This is a genomic window from Microvirga sp. ACRRW (genome assembly GCF_022346925.1).
Classification (GTDB): Bacteria; Pseudomonadota; Alphaproteobacteria; order Rhizobiales; family Beijerinckiaceae; genus Microvirga.
Genome location: NZ_JAKRNJ010000001.1, coordinates 46,652 through 60,568 on the forward strand (window position 1 = coordinate 46,652; position 13,917 = coordinate 60,568).

The 13,917-nt window shown below is 61.8% G+C and carries 17 protein-coding genes and 4 tRNA genes; 9 read left to right on the forward strand and 12 right to left on the reverse strand.

Going from position 1 to position 13,917, the window contains the following annotated elements:
- Positions 1 to 62: 62 nt before the first annotated feature.
- The 8 genes from rplA to MHY87_RS00305 form a co-directional block, all read right to left on the reverse strand.
- Complete coding sequence (gene rplA / locus MHY87_RS00270; RefSeq protein ID WP_239348385.1) at positions 63 to 761, reverse strand: 50S ribosomal protein L1; 699 nt, start codon at positions 759 to 761, stop codon at positions 63 to 65.
- Positions 762 to 771: 10 nt separating this feature from the next.
- Positions 772 to 1,200 carry a 50S ribosomal protein L11 gene (gene rplK / locus MHY87_RS00275; RefSeq protein ID WP_239348386.1) on the reverse strand — a complete coding sequence of 143 codons (429 nt, stop codon included), beginning with the start codon at positions 1,198 to 1,200 and terminating at the stop codon, positions 772 to 774.
- A 168-nt stretch (positions 1,201 to 1,368) separates the two neighbouring features.
- Positions 1,369 to 1,902 carry a transcription termination/antitermination protein NusG gene (gene nusG / locus MHY87_RS00280; protein WP_239348387.1) on the reverse strand — a complete coding sequence of 178 codons (534 nt, stop codon included), beginning with the start codon at positions 1,900 to 1,902 and terminating at the stop codon, positions 1,369 to 1,371.
- 12 nt (positions 1,903 to 1,914) lie between these two features.
- Positions 1,915 to 2,115 carry a preprotein translocase subunit SecE gene (gene secE, locus MHY87_RS00285; RefSeq protein ID WP_047192276.1) on the reverse strand — a complete coding sequence of 67 codons (201 nt, stop codon included), beginning with the start codon at positions 2,113 to 2,115 and terminating at the stop codon, positions 1,915 to 1,917.
- Between the two features lie 158 nt (positions 2,116 to 2,273).
- Positions 2,274 to 2,350: transfer RNA gene (locus MHY87_RS00290), tRNA-Trp, on the reverse strand.
- Between the two features lie 45 nt (positions 2,351 to 2,395).
- The gene (gene tuf / locus MHY87_RS00295) at positions 2,396 to 3,586 is read right to left on the reverse strand and encodes an elongation factor Tu (protein ID WP_239348378.1); all 1,191 of its coding nucleotides are present in this window, start codon (positions 3,584 to 3,586) and stop codon (positions 2,396 to 2,398) included.
- A 235-nt stretch (positions 3,587 to 3,821) separates the two neighbouring features.
- Positions 3,822 to 3,895, reverse strand: a tRNA-Gly gene (locus MHY87_RS00300).
- Between the two features lie 17 nt (positions 3,896 to 3,912).
- Positions 3,913 to 3,997 (reverse strand) — tRNA-Tyr (locus MHY87_RS00305).
- A gap of 194 nt (positions 3,998 to 4,191) precedes the next feature.
- Between MHY87_RS00305 and MHY87_RS00310 the strand changes: the two genes are divergently transcribed.
- Both MHY87_RS00310 and MHY87_RS00315 read left to right on the forward strand, forming a co-directional pair.
- Positions 4,192 to 5,007, forward strand: coding sequence for an RNA methyltransferase (locus MHY87_RS00310; protein ID WP_239348388.1), 816 nt, complete (start codon positions 4,192 to 4,194; stop codon positions 5,005 to 5,007).
- Between the two features lie 245 nt (positions 5,008 to 5,252).
- The gene (locus MHY87_RS00315; protein WP_239348389.1) at positions 5,253 to 6,962 is read left to right on the forward strand and encodes an MFS transporter; all 1,710 of its coding nucleotides are present in this window, start codon (positions 5,253 to 5,255) and stop codon (positions 6,960 to 6,962) included.
- 75 nt (positions 6,963 to 7,037) lie between these two features.
- Here the strand turns inward: MHY87_RS00315 and MHY87_RS00320 are convergent, their stop codons facing one another.
- Positions 7,038 to 7,352 (reverse strand): hypothetical protein, encoded by a 315-nt coding sequence (locus MHY87_RS00320; protein ID WP_239348390.1) that lies wholly within the window; start codon positions 7,350 to 7,352, stop codon positions 7,038 to 7,040.
- Positions 7,353 to 7,493: 141 nt separating this feature from the next.
- Between MHY87_RS00320 and MHY87_RS00325 the strand changes: the two genes are divergently transcribed.
- Positions 7,494 to 7,568, forward strand: a tRNA-Thr gene (locus tag MHY87_RS00325).
- A gap of 144 nt (positions 7,569 to 7,712) precedes the next feature.
- Positions 7,713 to 8,504, forward strand: coding sequence for a hypothetical protein (locus MHY87_RS00330; RefSeq protein ID WP_239348391.1), 792 nt, complete (start codon positions 7,713 to 7,715; stop codon positions 8,502 to 8,504).
- A gap of 53 nt (positions 8,505 to 8,557) precedes the next feature.
- Here MHY87_RS00330 and MHY87_RS00335 read toward each other — a convergent pair whose 3' ends face one another.
- Complete coding sequence (locus MHY87_RS00335; protein WP_239348392.1) at positions 8,558 to 8,734, reverse strand: hypothetical protein; 177 nt, start codon at positions 8,732 to 8,734, stop codon at positions 8,558 to 8,560.
- A 130-nt stretch (positions 8,735 to 8,864) separates the two neighbouring features.
- On the opposite strand from MHY87_RS00335, the gene MHY87_RS00340 reads away from it, so the two are divergent.
- Together MHY87_RS00340 and MHY87_RS00345 are read left to right on the forward strand one after the other, a co-directional pair.
- Entirely contained in the window at positions 8,865 to 9,665 is an 801-nt protein-coding gene (locus MHY87_RS00340; protein WP_239348393.1) for an RNA methyltransferase, read from the forward strand.
- Between the two features lie 98 nt (positions 9,666 to 9,763).
- Entirely contained in the window at positions 9,764 to 10,741 is a 978-nt protein-coding gene (locus tag MHY87_RS00345; RefSeq protein WP_239348394.1) for an MBL fold metallo-hydrolase, read from the forward strand.
- A 9-nt stretch (positions 10,742 to 10,750) separates the two neighbouring features.
- Here the strand turns inward: MHY87_RS00345 and cutA are convergent, their stop codons facing one another.
- On the reverse strand, positions 10,751 to 11,080 hold the full coding sequence (cutA, locus tag MHY87_RS00350; protein WP_239348395.1) for a divalent-cation tolerance protein CutA: 330 nt from the start codon (positions 11,078 to 11,080) through the stop codon (positions 10,751 to 10,753).
- A 50-nt stretch (positions 11,081 to 11,130) separates the two neighbouring features.
- On the opposite strand from cutA, the gene MHY87_RS00355 reads away from it, so the two are divergent.
- The 3 genes from MHY87_RS00355 to MHY87_RS00365 are packed head-to-tail and all read left to right on the forward strand — an operon-like array spanning position 11,131 to position 13,308.
- Positions 11,131 to 11,904: an NAD kinase gene (locus MHY87_RS00355; RefSeq protein ID WP_239348396.1), complete on the forward strand. Its 774-nt coding sequence runs from the start codon at positions 11,131 to 11,133 to the stop codon at positions 11,902 to 11,904.
- A 52-nt stretch (positions 11,905 to 11,956) separates the two neighbouring features.
- Positions 11,957 to 12,436: a MaoC family dehydratase gene (locus MHY87_RS00360; protein ID WP_239348397.1), complete on the forward strand. Its 480-nt coding sequence runs from the start codon at positions 11,957 to 11,959 to the stop codon at positions 12,434 to 12,436.
- The gene (locus tag MHY87_RS00365) at positions 12,436 to 13,308 is read left to right on the forward strand and encodes a CoA ester lyase (protein ID WP_239348398.1); all 873 of its coding nucleotides are present in this window, start codon (positions 12,436 to 12,438) and stop codon (positions 13,306 to 13,308) included. Before MHY87_RS00360 ends, MHY87_RS00365 begins: the two co-directional genes overlap by 1 nt.
- Here MHY87_RS00365 and MHY87_RS00370 read toward each other — a convergent pair.
- Entirely contained in the window at positions 13,305 to 13,913 is a 609-nt protein-coding gene (locus MHY87_RS00370; RefSeq protein WP_239348399.1) for a flavin reductase family protein, read from the reverse strand. The genes MHY87_RS00365 and MHY87_RS00370 overlap by 4 nt on opposite strands.
- Positions 13,914 to 13,917: the final 4 nt, after the last annotated feature.

A 13,917-nucleotide genomic window follows, 5' to 3' on the forward strand; every position in this document is an offset into this window, starting at 1 on the left:
CAGCCGGAACGAAAAAGCCCGGCGCTGGCGCCGGGCTTTCCCTATTCGATTCGAACGGCCGATTAGCCGTTGAGGACGGACGAAGGATCGACCTTCACGCCCGGGCCCATCGTGGACGAAACCGCGATGCGCTGGATGTAGGTGCCCTTGGCGCCCGTGGGCTTTGCCTTGGAGACGGCATCGGCGAAAGCCTTGATGTTCTCCACGAGCTTGTCCGCACCGAAGGAGGCCTTGCCGATACCGGCGTGGACGATACCAGCCTTCTCGACGCGGAACTCGACGGCGCCGCCCTTGGCAGCCTCGACGGCGCCCTTGACGTCCATGGTGACCGTGCCGACGCGCGGGTTCGGCATCAGGCCGCGCGGGCCGAGCACCTTACCGAGACGGCCGACGAGGCCCATCATGTCCGGGGTCGCGATGCAGCGATCGAAGTCGATCTTGCCGCCGTTGACGATCTCGAAGAGCTCCTCGGCGCCCACGATGTCGGCACCGGCAGCCTTGGCCTCATCGGCCTTCGGACCACGGGCGAACACGGCAACGCGCACGGTACGGCCGGAGCCGTTCGGCAGGTTGCAGACGCCACGGACCATCTGGTCGGCGTGACGGGGATCGACGCCCAGGTTCATCGAGATCTCGATGGTCTCGTCGAACTTCGCCTTGGCGCGTTCCTTGATCAGCTTCACTGCGTCCGAGATCGGATACAGCTTGGTGGCTTCGATGCCCTCGCGGGCGGCGCGGATGCGCTTACCTTCATTAGCCATCGTGCCCTCCTTACGCCACTTCCATGCCCATCGAGCGCGCGGAGCCCTCGATCATGGCCATGGCGGATTCAACGGTGTCGCAGTTGAGATCGACCATCTTCTTCTCGGCGATCTCGCGGATCTGAGCGCGGGTGACGCGGCCGACGGTGCCGCCCTTACCCGGGGTCTGCGAGCCCTTGTCGATCTTCGCGGCCTTCTTGAGCCAGAACGAAACCGGGGGCTGCTTCATCTCGAAGGTGAAGGAGCGATCCTGATAGGCGGTGATGATCACCGGGATCGGGGTGCCCTTCTCCATCTGCGCGGTCTTCGCGTTGAAGGCCTTGCAGAATTCCATGATGTTCAGACCGCGCTGACCCAGCGCAGGGCCGATCGGGGGCGACGGATTGGCCGCGCCGGCGGGCACTTGAAGCTTAACGTAGCCCGCAATTTTCTTTGCCATAGGACTGCTCCTAATGGACCACCCGCCCGGCGCCAACCGAACGGAATGGCAGTTGCAGATCGCGGTGCAGTCTGAACCTCCCGGCTGGCGACCGGGCAGACCTCCCGCGGATGAAGGCTCCCGAAGGAGCCGAGAGGCGGCACTTCAAAAGCGCCGGCCTCAGCCGGATCAGATCTTTTCGACCTGCCCGTATTCGAGTTCGACCGGCGTTGCGCGGCCGAAGATGGACACCGCCACCTTGAGGCGGGCCCTGGCTTCGTCGACTTCCTCGACCACGCCGTTGAAGGATGCGAACGGGCCGTCGGAAACGCGGACCTGCTCGCCGATCTCGAAGCTGACGGAGGGCTTGGGGTGATCGACACCCTCGGCCACCTGCCCCTTGATGCGCTCGGCCTCGCGGTCCGGAATCGGAACCGGCTTGGCCTTGTCGGCGCCCAGGAAGCCCGTCACCTTCGGTGTATTCTTGATGAGGTGGTAGACCTCGTCGGTCAGGTCGCACTTCACCAGGACGTAGCCCGGGAAGAACTTGCGCTCGGTGTCGACCTTACGGCCGCGGCGCACCTCGACGACCTTCTCGGTCGGCACCATGACCTCGTCGAACTTGTCCTCCAGGCCGCGCTGCGCCGCCTGGTCCTTGATCGACTGAGCCACCTTGTTTTCGAAATTCGAGTAGGCGTGGACGATATACCAACGCTTCGTCATCACATCTACCTCTTAACCGCCAAGCCCAAGGATTACCGAGCGAACGCCCCAGCCGATCGCCTGATCGACGACCAGAAAGAACACGCTGGCCACCACGACCATCACGAACACCATGGCGGTCGTGATCATGGTTTCCTTGCGCGTCGGCCAGGTCACCTTCGCGGCTTCCGAGCGGACCTGCTGTATGAAATCGAACGGGTTCGTCTTCGCCATTTTCGCTTGCGTTCACAGGCTTTGAGGCCGCGAACGTCCCTAAGGGCACGCTTGAGCCCAAATTGAAGGGGCGCGAGGCTGTTTTCTAGCCTCGCGCCACCTGTTCAAACCATCTTGGAGACGCCTCATAATCGAAAACGTCCGCCTTGTCGACCCGCTGGCAGGAGTGGAGGGACTCGAACCCCCAACCCCCGGTTTTGGAGACCGGTGCTCTAGCCGATTGAGCTACACTCCTACGAGCGGGTCGACAGGTGGCGGATAAACCGCCACCCGGTTTCTTTTAATCCATCACGGCGGCGACGACGCCGGCGCCGACGGTACGGCCGCCTTCACGGATAGCGAAGCGCAGCTTCTCTTCCATGGCGATCGGAGCGATCAGCTCCACTTCCATCGTGATGTTGTCGCCCGGCATCACCATCTCGGTGCCCTCAGGCAGCTTCACCACGCCCGTCACGTCGGTCGTGCGGAAGTAGAACTGCGGACGGTAGTTGCCGAAGAACGGCGTATGACGGCCGCCCTCTTCCTTCGTCAGGATGTACGCCTCGGCCTTGAACTTCGTGTGCGGCTTGATCGAGCCGGGCTTGCACAGCACCTGGCCGCGCTCCACGTCCTCGCGCTTCGTGCCACGAAGCAGAACGCCCACGTTGTCGCCAGCCTGGCCCTGATCGAGCAGCTTGCGGAACATCTCGACGCCGGTGACCGTCGTCTTCTGCGTGTCGCGCAGACCCACGATCTCCACTTCCTCGCCGACCTTCACGATGCCGCGCTCGACGCGACCCGTCACCACCGTGCCGCGGCCCGAGATCGAGAACACGTCTTCGATCGGCATCAGGAACGGCTGGTCAATCGGACGCTCCGGCTGCGGGATGTAGGCATCCACCGCTTCCATCAGCTTGAGAACCGCATCGCGGCCGATCTCAGGCGAACGGTCTTCCAGAGCGCACAGCGCCGAGCCCTTGACGATCGGAATGTCGTCGCCGGGGAAGTCGTACTTCGACAGAAGCTCGCGCACCTCGAGCTCAACCAGGTCGAGCAGCTCGGCGTCGTCGACCATGTCGACCTTGTTCATGAACACCACCAGAGCCGGCACGCCAACCTGACGGGCCAGAAGGATGTGCTCGCGGGTCTGCGGCATCGGGCCGTCAGCCGACGACACCACCAGGATCGCGCCGTCCATCTGCGCCGCACCCGTGATCATGTTCTTCACGTAGTCGGCGTGGCCGGGGCAGTCCACGTGCGCATAGTGGCGGTTCGCGGTCTCGTACTCGACGTGCGCCGTCGAGATCGTGATGCCGCGCGCCTTCTCTTCCGGCGCCTTGTCAATCTGGTCGTACGCGGTGAACGTCGCACCGCCAGCTTCCGCCAGAACCTTCGTGATCGCAGCCGTCAGCGACGTCTTGCCGTGGTCAACGTGACCAATCGTGCCGATGTTGCAGTGCGGCTTATTGCGTTCAAACTTTTCCTTCGCCATTGATCTCTACCTTGCATAGGCCAGGAACAAAAAACCCAGGGCGTCCCGATATTGCGGTTACGCCGAATGCGCAAGTGCCAATTTCAGTCTTGCAGAAGGTAATTATCGAAGAAGCCGCCCAAAAGCCCCGCTATCGGGGTTTTGAAGCGTTTCCGGCTCTAGCCACGACGATCCGCGAATCCAGGCTTTCGCCCCGAAGCGTCACGAACGTGAGAATGGAGAGTTGAGGGAGGGTTGGAGCGGGTGAAGGGAATCGAACCCTCGTATTCAGCTTGGAAGGCTGCTGCTCTACCATTGAGCTACACCCGCATGCCCTGCTGGTTGGATGGTGGGGGAAGTAGGACTCGAACCTACGAAGGCATAGCCAGCGGATTTACAGTCCGCCCCCTTTGCCGCTCGGGACATTCCCCCATTGTCCAACCTTGACGCAGTGCGCCGAGGTCTTCACCCGAAGCGCCTCACCGTGGTGCGGCCGCTCGGTGGCGCTCTTATGGTGACCCTCTTTGCCGGTGTCAACAGCAAAGCGCAATGTTTCGAAGATAGATCGTGAATGCCGCCGCCTTGTGCTATGGCGGGCCTATACGACCTGAGAGATGACGAGCACCATGAGCGAGCGCCCCTTCAATTCCCGCAAACCCCGCTTTCAGCGCCCGCAGGGCAAAAGGCCGGGGCGCCGCGATCCCCAAGCCTGGCGTCCGCCCCATGAGATCGACACCACGATCCTGTACGGCTGGCATCCGGTCGTGGAGGCGCTTCGCAACGGCAAGCGGACGATTCGCCGCCTTCTTGCTACCGAGAACTCCCTGAAGCGGCTGCAGGAAGAGAACGTTCCCCTGCCCTTCGAGCCCGAGATGGTGCGTCCGGACGAGATCAACCGCCTTCTGGAGCCCGATGCCGTCCACCAGGGCCTTTACGCGGAAGCCGATCCCCTGCCCTCGCCGTCGGTCAATACCCTGAGCGGCAAGCGCGTGGTGCTTGCTCTCGATCAGATCACGGACCCGCATAATGTGGGCGCCATCGTGCGAACGGCGGCGGCGTTCGATGTGGAGGCCATCATCACCACGGCCCGTCACAGCCCGGCGGCAACCGGCGTGCTGGCGAAATCCGCCTCGGGCGGCCTCGAGCACGTGCCGTTCATGATCGTGAAGAACCTGGGCGATACCCTTAACGCCCTCGGCGAGCGCGGCTTCCAGCGCATCGGCCTTGATTCGGAGGGCGACACCACCATCGACGAGCTGGAGCTGAAGCTGCCTCTCGTTCTGGTGTTGGGCTCGGAAGGCAAGGGATTGCGCCAGCGGACCCGCGAATGCTGCGACGCCGTCGGCAGGCTCGACATGCCCGGCGCGATCAAAAGCCTCAACGTTTCCAATGCGGCGGCGATCTCGCTTTTTGCTGTGACCAAAGCCGTTGCGAAGGCCTAGGGCGCCTGATTTCGACGCCCAGCAAGCCATTGAACAAAAAGCATTTTCGGCTTTCACCCCGTTTTCTTAGACGGAAGTCGCAAATACGAATTGGCAATTGTAGAGCGTACCGGCGACGCTAGCCTCAACTTCCATAGGATTCTTGGCCGCTCATTGCGGTCACGATGCCTCGGCCCAAGCGGCGTTGCTCCGCTTGACGCCTGAAGACCCGGATCACCGGGCTTATCAAAATGGAAGGGAACGCTATGGCAACAGCAGCCACAACAGCGCGTACGAGCGCCGCACCGCGGCCTATGACGCGCGAAGAGCGGAAGGTGATTCTCGCCTCCTCGCTCGGTACCGTCTTCGAATGGTACGACTTCTACCTCTACGGATCTCTCGCCACCATCATAGGCGCGCAGTTCTTCTCCGCCTTCGACGTGACGACCCGTAACGTGTTCGCGCTCCTCGCGTTCGCAGCGGGCTTCCTGGTGCGTCCGTTCGGCGCCATCGTGTTCGGCCGAATCGGCGACCTCGTCGGCCGCAAGTACACCTTCCTCGTGACCATCCTGATCATGGGCTTCTCGACGTTCTTCGTCGGCCTGCTGCCCAGCTATGCCCAGATCGGCTGGGTCGCTCCGGTGGTTCTCATCGCGCTGCGCATGCTCCAGGGCCTCGCGCTCGGCGGCGAGTACGGCGGCGCTGCCGTGTATGTGGCTGAGCACGCTCCTGTCGGACGTCGCGGCTTCTACACCAGCTTCATTCAGATCACGGCCACCGTCGGCCTGCTTCTGTCCCTCGTCGTCATTCTCGTGCTCCGCACCTGGATGGGCGAGCAAGGCTTCCAGACGGGTGAAGGCTGGCCGATCGCCGGCTGGCGCATTCCGTTCCTGCTCTCCGTCGTGCTTCTCGGCATCTCCGTCTGGATCCGCATGCAGATGCAGGAATCCCCGGCCTTCAAGAAGATGAAGGAAGAAGGCACTCAGTCGAAGGCTCCGCTGAAGGAAGCATTCGGCCAGTGGCGCAACCTGAAGATGGTTCTGATCGCCCTCATCGGTCTCGCCATCGGTCAGGCCGTGGTGTGGTACACGGGCCAGTTCTACGCCCTGTTCTTCATCCAGAGCATCCTCAAGGTCGACCTGCTCACCTCGAACGTGCTCATCGCCTGGTCGCTGATCCTCGGCACGGCGGGCTTCGTGATCTTCGGCGCACTCTCCGACAAGATCGGCCGTAAGCCGGTCATCCTCGGCGGCTGCCTGCTTGCAGCGATCACTTACTTCCCGCTGTTCCACAGCCTCACCGCCGTCGTCAGCCCGAACCTGAACCAGGCTCTGGAAACGGCGAAGGTCCAGGTCGTGGCCGATCCCGCCACCTGCGGCTCGGTGTTCGATCCGGTCGGCATCCGCTCCTTCACCGCTCCGTGCGACGTGGCTCGCGTGGCTCTCGCCCGCGCCGCCATCAAGTACGAGCTGGTTCCGGCTGCCGCCGGCTCCGCGACGAAGGTGACCTTCAACGGCAAGGAAGCTCCGCTTGCTCCGGCCGTTCCGGCCAACATCACCGGCTTCACGAACGCCGCTGCTGAAGTGGGCTATCCGAAGGCTGGCGATCCGAGCATCCTGAAGGTGAACGGCTTCTTCGATGCGCTCAGCAAAGCCCAGGCTCTCAAGGCCATCGGCATCCTGACCATCTTCGTGATCTACGTCACGATGGTGTACGGCCCCATCGCGGCGGCTCTGGTCGAGTTCTTCCCGACCCGTATCCGCTACACCGCGATGTCCCTGCCCTACCACATCGCCAACGGCTGGTTCGGCGGCCTGCTGCCTCCCACCGCCTTCGCGATGGTGGCGGCCACCGGCGATATCTACTACGGCCTGTGGTATCCGATCGTGATCGCTCTCATCACCTTCGTGGTCGGCCTCTTGCTGGTGCCGGAGACGAAGGATCGCGACATCATGACCTACGAGGGCGCGCGCTAAGCGCATCGCCTCAACCAAAAAGGAAAGCCCCGCCTCAGGCGGGGCTTTTCATTTCTGCGCTGACCTTATGCAAAATCAGTAGCAGGTCGTCAGCTTGCGAACGATCCAGCCCTCGCCCTCGACGAAGAGCCGCTTGCGAGACTTGCTGCACGTGCCGGTATCTGCATCCTGCACTTTGATGGAGCCTGTCTCCTCGACATCCTTCGAGGCAACCGCCGTTCCCGTGCTCTTGACCGCCTTGGCTGCGGACAGCTCCTGTGGGAGATGAGCTGCATCGGCTGGGAGTGGCGCGAAGATGAGCCCGGCTGCTAATGCGAAGGAGGCGACGAACAGAGTCCAGCCTCCATAGGGCGAATTAATCTTTTTTTCTGAAGCCCTTAGGCTGATCATAGCGCTGTCTCCTTAACCATCTTGCTTCGGACAATTCCACAAAGGCGGGATGGTTTCGGTGCGCTGGAGCACTTAATTTTTCTGTTTCGATGGAACTTGCGTCAGGACCGGGGTGCTGCTACCTCAACACCCACGTCGAGGGCCGGTGTAGCACAGCGGTAGTGCAGCGGTTTTGTAAACCGAAGGTCGGGAGTTCGATCCTCTCCACCGGCACCACTCATTCTCAATAAAATGAATCTCTAAAAACCTGAGCTTCCAGGCAAAGGCGAGACTCATCTCGCTTTCTTGGACCGAGCGCCCCTGCGCTTGCTCTTTAAAGTTGCAATGTAATATAGATTCAAACGATATCAGAGGGCATCAATGGCGACGATTACTTGGACTGATCCTTATAGCTTTGATCTGAAGAATGTTAAGTTCCTGGGTCTTTTTTATGCCAACAGCTATCAGAAGACCTCGACTCTGTTCTCGGTAACCTATGGGGCTGGCACCTCAGCCCGTGACGAGTTTCATGGCACAGGTTTTACCTATGATGCCGCTGGAATCCCGACTGGCGGAATCGTCACCAGCTTTGGCGGGGTCAGCCATGGGAAACGCTATCTTGTCTTTTCCGATCTCTGGATCCCAGCGACGTCGATTATTGCTGTCGGAAGAACTCCTTCCAGATCCGATGACATGGAACTTCTGAAGGGTATCCTTGCGGGGAACGACAAGATCACAGGCGGCAACGGCGATTATTTGTGGGGCAAGTTCGTTGGCGATAAGCTGGAAGGCTTTGACGGAAACGACGTGCTGTACGGCCGTGGCGGTGCAGACCGGCTTTATGGCGGCACGGGCGCTGACACTTTCGTATTCAAAAAAGTTAAAGAGAGCACCTTCGCTACGAACGGGCGCGACACGATCTATGATTTCTCCGCAGCCCAGAAGGACAGGATTGATCTCCGCGATATTGACGCGAATACCAAGAAAAGCGGAAACCAAGCCTTCACTTTCATAGGTAAAGCCGGCTTTCACAAGAAACCCGGTGAGTTGCGATATGAATCCAAGGCCGGTGGGGTGGTGATCCACGGCGATACGAACGGTGATGGGAAAACTGATTTTGCCATCACCGTTAAAGGTATCTACAGCCTCTCAAAGGGCTATTTCTATCTTTGAAATTGGGCATCCACGATCGCACCGCAGAGATTTCCGGCACGTTACTCTGAAGCCTAGTGGATCTCTTCCTTACCCCAATTCTTGTGCGCGCCTTCTTCCGAGATCTCACGCTCGACCCGGTTCAGCTTGTTGCGGCGGCCCGAGAAGACGGCCATGAAAATGCCGATCAGCAGCGGCCCGCCGATAATCACCAGGGCCCATACCCATCCGTCCGCGATATCCCAATCCATCATCGATCTCCGTATGAGAGCCGCCTGAAGCGGCCTTGACCATGTTGGAAGGCTAACCGGGAGCGAAAGTCGTTGTTCCGCCCTCACGGCTGCCATAGGAAGGCAGTCGAAGACGGACACGAAGGAAGCCATGCCGATTGCCATTACCGATCCTGACGACCCGCGGATCGAATCTTATCGCGCCGTGCGCGAGCGGGATCTGGTGGGGCGCCAGCATCGCTTCATCGCCGAGGGTGAAGTCGTCCTGCGCGTGCTGCTGAAACAACCGCGCTTCGAGATCGAGTCGCTTCTTCTTGCCGAAAACCGCGTGGACGTTTTGAGCGACGCGCTCGCGAGCCTGTCTCCGGACGTGCCGGTTTACACCGCGAACCGTCAGGTCATGGACGCCATCGTGGGCTTCCCGATTCATCGCGGAATTCTCGCCGTCGCTCGCCGTGCGCCGCTTCTTTCGGTCGAGGATTTCCTGAAAAACTTTCCCGAGGAAGCGCTGGTCGTGGGGTTGGTGGGATTGGCCAACCACGACAATGTGGGCGGCATCTTCCGCAACGCCGCCGCCTTTGGCGCACAAGGCATCCTGCTCGATCAGGAAAGCTGCGATCCGCTCTATCGGAAAGCGGTTCGCGTGTCAGTGGGCGGAGCGCTGGTGGTGCCTTTCACGCGCGCTGTTTCCGCCGACGCGATGGTTCACGCATTACAGGCATCGTCCTTTGAAATTCTGGCCCTTTCGCCCGCGGGGAAAGACGTTCTCTCGCAGATCAAGCCCGCGCGCCGGACGGCGCTGTTGCTCGGTGCGGAAGGACCGGGCCTGCCGCCGGATCTGCTTGCCCGGACCCGCACCGTTTCAATCCCCATGAGCAGCGGCTTCGATTCCCTCAACGTCGCCACAACGAGCGGGATCGCCCTGCACCATCTGACCTCGCAGCAGGGATGAGGAACAGGCTCCTCCTCGCCGAGTTGTGAAGGATTGTTCTCTTGCCCCGAAGCTGAGCCGTTCTAGGCTCATCGCATCGAGGTCGAGAGGACACTTATATGACGATCACACGCCGTACCGTTCTTGCAGGCACTGCCCTTGCCGCCGCTCCTATCGGAGGATCAGCCGCCTTGGCTCAGACCAGCCCCACATCCAGCGCCTCTGTCGCAGGCCAGGCTCCCGGCTTCTACCGCTACAAGGTCGGCGATATCGAGGTGACGGCGATCAACGACGGCTTCGCCCGCCGCCCGGTTGAAGGCTTCATCAAGAACGCGGAACTCAAGGACGTGCAGGCCGCCTTGCAGGAGGCCTTCCTGCCGACCGATGCCTTCCCGATTACCTTCAACACCCTCGTCCTGAACCAGGGCGGCAAGATCACCCTGATCGACACCGGCAACGGCGACAGCGGTGCGCCGACCTCCGGCCGCTGGATGACGAATTTCCGCGCTGCCGGCTTCGACCCTGCCCAGGTGAACACGGTCGTCATCAGCCATTTTCACGGCGATCACATCAACGGCCTTCGCCTGAAGGACGGCACGGCCGTGTTCCCCAACGCCGAGATCATGGTGCCGGCCGCCGAATGGGCGTTTTGGATGGACGATGCGCGCATGAACCAGGCGCCGGAGGGCATGAAGGGCGCGTTCCAAGGCGCGCGCCGCGTGTTCGGCCCGGTTGTCCAGAACGTGAAGCGCTATGAGGCGGACAAGGAGGTCGTGCCCGGCCTGACCAGCATCGCCGCTCCGGGCCATACGCCGGGCCACACGGCCTATATGCTTTCCTCGGGGAGCGGCAAGCTGATGGTCATGTCGGACCTGACGAACCATCCGGCCCTGTTCGTGCGTAATCCGGACTGGTCGGCGGTGTTCGACATGGATGCGGACCAGGCCCGCACCACGCGCCGCCGCATGCTCGACATGGCAGCCTCCGAGAAGGCGCAGGTGGCGTTCTACCACGCCCCCTTCCCCGCCACCGGCCACATCGCGAAAGACGGCAACAGCTTCCGCTTCGTGCCGGTGCAGTGGAGTTCGGCGGTTTAAGGCTGCTTGCTAAGGCTCCTTGCCAGCCGTCTCCCCTAATATCCAATCAAGAGTGGCGGCATCCGCGCTCTCGGGCTCGATGAAGAAGATGACCGGCGTCTCGTAAGGGTGCCGGTCTTTTAAGCCCGCCTGGACCTGCTCCTGAAGCCCTTTGCGGGTCTTCAGGATGCCGACCGCCTCCTCCCCGCGCTCGATGGCGCCTTTCCAGGCATAGACCGAGCGCATGCCCGGCAGCACGTTGATGCAGGCGATCAGGCCCTCCCGGACGAGGCTTTCCCCAATCGAGAGGGCGGTGTCCACATCGGGAAAGGTCGTATAGACGAGAAGTGGGCGTTCCATGCTATGCCTGTGCTACGTAGCCCCAAGGGCGAAAGCGAGGGTATCTGGGCATGGCCCGTCGTTTCAACAAGATTGCATTCGTGGCCAGCGCCGCGCCCGATGCGCAGGGCGCGCTCGTGGCCCTGATGCGGCGTTATGAGAACGTCTCCCTCGAAGAGGCAGACGTGATCGTGGCGCTCGGCGGCGACGGCCTGATGCTCCAGACCCTGCACAAGACCATGGGCACGGGAAAGCCCATCTACGGCATGAACAAGGGCACGGTCGGCTTCCTGATGAACGAGTTTCGGGAGGACGACCTGTTCGATCGCCTGGAGAATGCCGAGCGCAGCGTCGTGCATCCGCTTCTCATGGTGACCTGGGACGTTCAGGGCACGGCCCATACGGCCCGCGCGATCAACGAGGTCTCCATGCTGCGCCAGACCTACCAGGCCGCGAAGCTGCGCGTGAGCATCGACGGAAAAGTGCGGATTCCCGAACTCATCGCGGACGGTATTCTCGTCGCCACGCCCGCCGGATCGACGGCTTACAATCTCTCCGTGGGCGGTCCGATCCTGCCCTTGAGTTCGCCTCTCCTCGGCCTCACGCCGATCTCCGCCTTCCGTCCCCGCCGCTGGCGCGGCGCGCTGCTGCCGGATTACGCCAAGATCGAAATCGAAGTGCTGGAAGCGCAAAACCGCCCCGTGAGCGCGGTAGCCGACCACACGGAATTCCGCAACGTGTCACGCGTGCACGCCTCGATGGACAGAAGCGTCGATCTTGTGATGCTGCACGATCCCGGGCACAGCCTGGACGAGCGAATCCTGCGCGAGCAATTCGGTTATTGATTTTCAAGAGGCATGAGCAACATGCCCTTTCCGTCATACGGAGGATAACGTCATGAACGATGAGAACCGGCACCCGCGCGGCGGCCTCTACTTCGAGGATTTCGTGGTGGGCACCACCATCAAGCATCGCCTCACGCGGACGGTGACGCAGATGGACAACATGCTGTTCTCCAACATGACGCTGAACCCGCAGCCGCTCCACATCGACGCGCATTTCTGCGCCACGGAGACGGAATGGGGCAAGCCGCTCATGAATTCCCTCTTCACGCTGGGCCTCATGATCGGCATTTCCGTCAACGACACGACGGTAGGCACCACCATCGCCAATCTCGGCATGACGGACGTGAAATTTCCCTCACCCTTGTTCGAGGGCGACACGATCAACGTGACGACGGAGATCGCCGACAAGCGCGAGTCGAAATCGCGCCCGAATGCAGGCATCGTCGATTTCATCCACCGGGCATACAAGCAGGACGGCACCCTCGTCGCCGAATGCCGCCGTCAGGCCTTCATGCGAAAGAGGAACGTCTGATGCGCTCCCTGCTCTTCGTTCCCGGCGACAGCCAGAAAAAGCTCGAGAAGGGCCTCGCGTCCGGCGCTGACGTTCTGCTGATCGACCTGGAAGATTCCGTCGCTCTCGAAGCCAAAGAAGAAGCGCGCCGCGTCACCTCCGCCTTCGTTTCCGAACATCGCGGCAAGCCTGAGCGCCCGCGCCTTTATGTGCGCGTGAACGGCCTCACCACGGGCATGATCGATGCCGATCTCGACGGGGTGATGAAGGCCACGCCGGACGGTATCGTTCTGCCGAAGACGGTGGGCGGGGCCGATGTCGCGCATCTCGGCGCGAAGCTCGCCGTGCGCGAAGCGGAGTTCGGACTTGAAGATGGCGCAACGCGTATTCTCGCCATCGCGACGGAAAATGCAGCCGGCGTTTTCGCGCTCGGCACATTCGCTGGCGCGAGCCATCGCCTCATGGGTCTCACCTGGGGCGGCGAGGATCTCTCCGCCGATCTCGGCGCGGAGGCCAACCGCGACGAGAGCGGCGCTTATACCGATCCCTACCGCCTCGCCCGCTCGCTCACGCTTCTCGGCGCGGCGGCGGCTGGCATCGATGCGGTCGATTCCGTTTACACGAATTTCCGCGACATGGAGGGCCTTGCCGCCGAGTGCCGCGCCGCCCGCCGCGACGGCTTCGTCGCGAAGATGGCGATCCACCCCGCGCAGGTGCCCGTCATCAATGAAGCCTTCACGCCGTCGCCCGATGCCATCGCGCGCGCCGAAGCCGTGATCGCGGCTTTCAAAGCCAATCCCGGCGCAGGCGTCGTCGGCGTGAACGGCGAGATGCTCGACCGTCCGCATCTCCTGCGCGCCGAACGGCTGCTGCGGAGAGCAGGAAAGCTCTAACCACCCGGTCGCGTGATCGAGAACTTCGTCTCTTCGGTTGCGACGAAATAGTCGCGATAGCCTGCGCGGGCGATGGGGCGCATGGCGGCGGTGTCGACGAGGCCGTTCACGATGTAGCGGTCATCGACATACACGCCGACCACCTGACCGATCACGAGATAATAGGATGCCTCTCCGCCCTCCAATGAAGTCAGCGGTACGGTCTGCACCCATTTGCATTCGAGAGCGGCCAAGGCGTCGGCCACGCGCGGCGGTTTCACCAGCTGCGACGGCGCGGCCTTCAAGCCCGCATGCTCCATCTCGTTCACGCCGCGCGGCAGAACGGCGGAGGTTTGGTTCATCTGTTCGCGCAAGTCGTAGGTCGCGAGATTGCAGACGAATTCCTTCGTCTCCTCGATGAAGGTGACCGCATCCTTCTTTCCGGCAGATGAGAACGCCACCATCGGCGGACGCTCGGAGATCGCGTTGAAGAAGGAATAGGGCGAGAGATTAATCTCGCCCTTGGCGCTCATCGCCGTGATCCAGCCGATGGGACGGGGGCTCACAATGGCCTTGAAGGGATCGTGCGGCAGGCCGTGAGCGTTGCTGGCCGTCTCATAAAACATGCGC

Excerpts from the sequence above, each read along its gene's own strand:
- MHY87_RS00340 (WP_239348393.1), top strand. The coding sequence starts at position 8,865 with ATGCCGATTGCCATTACCGATCCTGACGACCCGCGGATCGAATCTTAT.
- MHY87_RS00310 (WP_239348388.1), top strand. The coding sequence starts at position 4,192 with ATGAGCGAGCGCCCCTTCAATTCCCGCAAACCCCGCTTTCAGCGCCCG.
- MHY87_RS00365 (WP_239348398.1), top strand. The coding sequence starts at position 12,436 with ATGCGCTCCCTGCTCTTCGTTCCCGGCGACAGCCAGAAAAAGCTCGAG.
- secE (WP_047192276.1), bottom strand. The coding sequence starts at position 2,115 with ATGGCGAAGACGAACCCGTTCGATTTCATACAGCAGGTCCGCTCGGAA.
- cutA (WP_239348395.1), bottom strand. The coding sequence starts at position 11,080 with ATGGAACGCCCACTTCTCGTCTATACGACCTTTCCCGATGTGGACACC.
- MHY87_RS00330 (WP_239348391.1), top strand. The coding sequence starts at position 7,713 with ATGGCGACGATTACTTGGACTGATCCTTATAGCTTTGATCTGAAGAAT.
- MHY87_RS00355 (WP_239348396.1), top strand. The coding sequence starts at position 11,131 with ATGGCCCGTCGTTTCAACAAGATTGCATTCGTGGCCAGCGCCGCGCCC.
- nusG (WP_239348387.1), bottom strand. The coding sequence starts at position 1,902 with ATGACGAAGCGTTGGTATATCGTCCACGCCTACTCGAATTTCGAAAAC.
- rplA (WP_239348385.1), bottom strand. The coding sequence starts at position 761 with ATGGCTAATGAAGGTAAGCGCATCCGCGCCGCCCGCGAGGGCATCGAA.
- MHY87_RS00335 (WP_239348392.1), bottom strand. The coding sequence starts at position 8,734 with ATGGATTGGGATATCGCGGACGGATGGGTATGGGCCCTGGTGATTATC.
- MHY87_RS00370 (WP_239348399.1), bottom strand. The coding sequence starts at position 13,913 with ATGTTTTATGAGACGGCCAGCAACGCTCACGGCCTGCCGCACGATCCC.
- rplK (WP_239348386.1), bottom strand. The coding sequence starts at position 1,200 with ATGGCAAAGAAAATTGCGGGCTACGTTAAGCTTCAAGTGCCCGCCGGC.
- MHY87_RS00315 (WP_239348389.1), top strand. The coding sequence starts at position 5,253 with ATGGCAACAGCAGCCACAACAGCGCGTACGAGCGCCGCACCGCGGCCT.
- MHY87_RS00345 (WP_239348394.1), top strand. The coding sequence starts at position 9,764 with ATGACGATCACACGCCGTACCGTTCTTGCAGGCACTGCCCTTGCCGCC.
- tuf (WP_239348378.1), bottom strand. The coding sequence starts at position 3,586 with ATGGCGAAGGAAAAGTTTGAACGCAATAAGCCGCACTGCAACATCGGC.
- MHY87_RS00360 (WP_239348397.1), top strand. The coding sequence starts at position 11,957 with ATGAACGATGAGAACCGGCACCCGCGCGGCGGCCTCTACTTCGAGGAT.
- MHY87_RS00320 (WP_239348390.1), bottom strand. The coding sequence starts at position 7,352 with ATGATCAGCCTAAGGGCTTCAGAAAAAAAGATTAATTCGCCCTATGGA.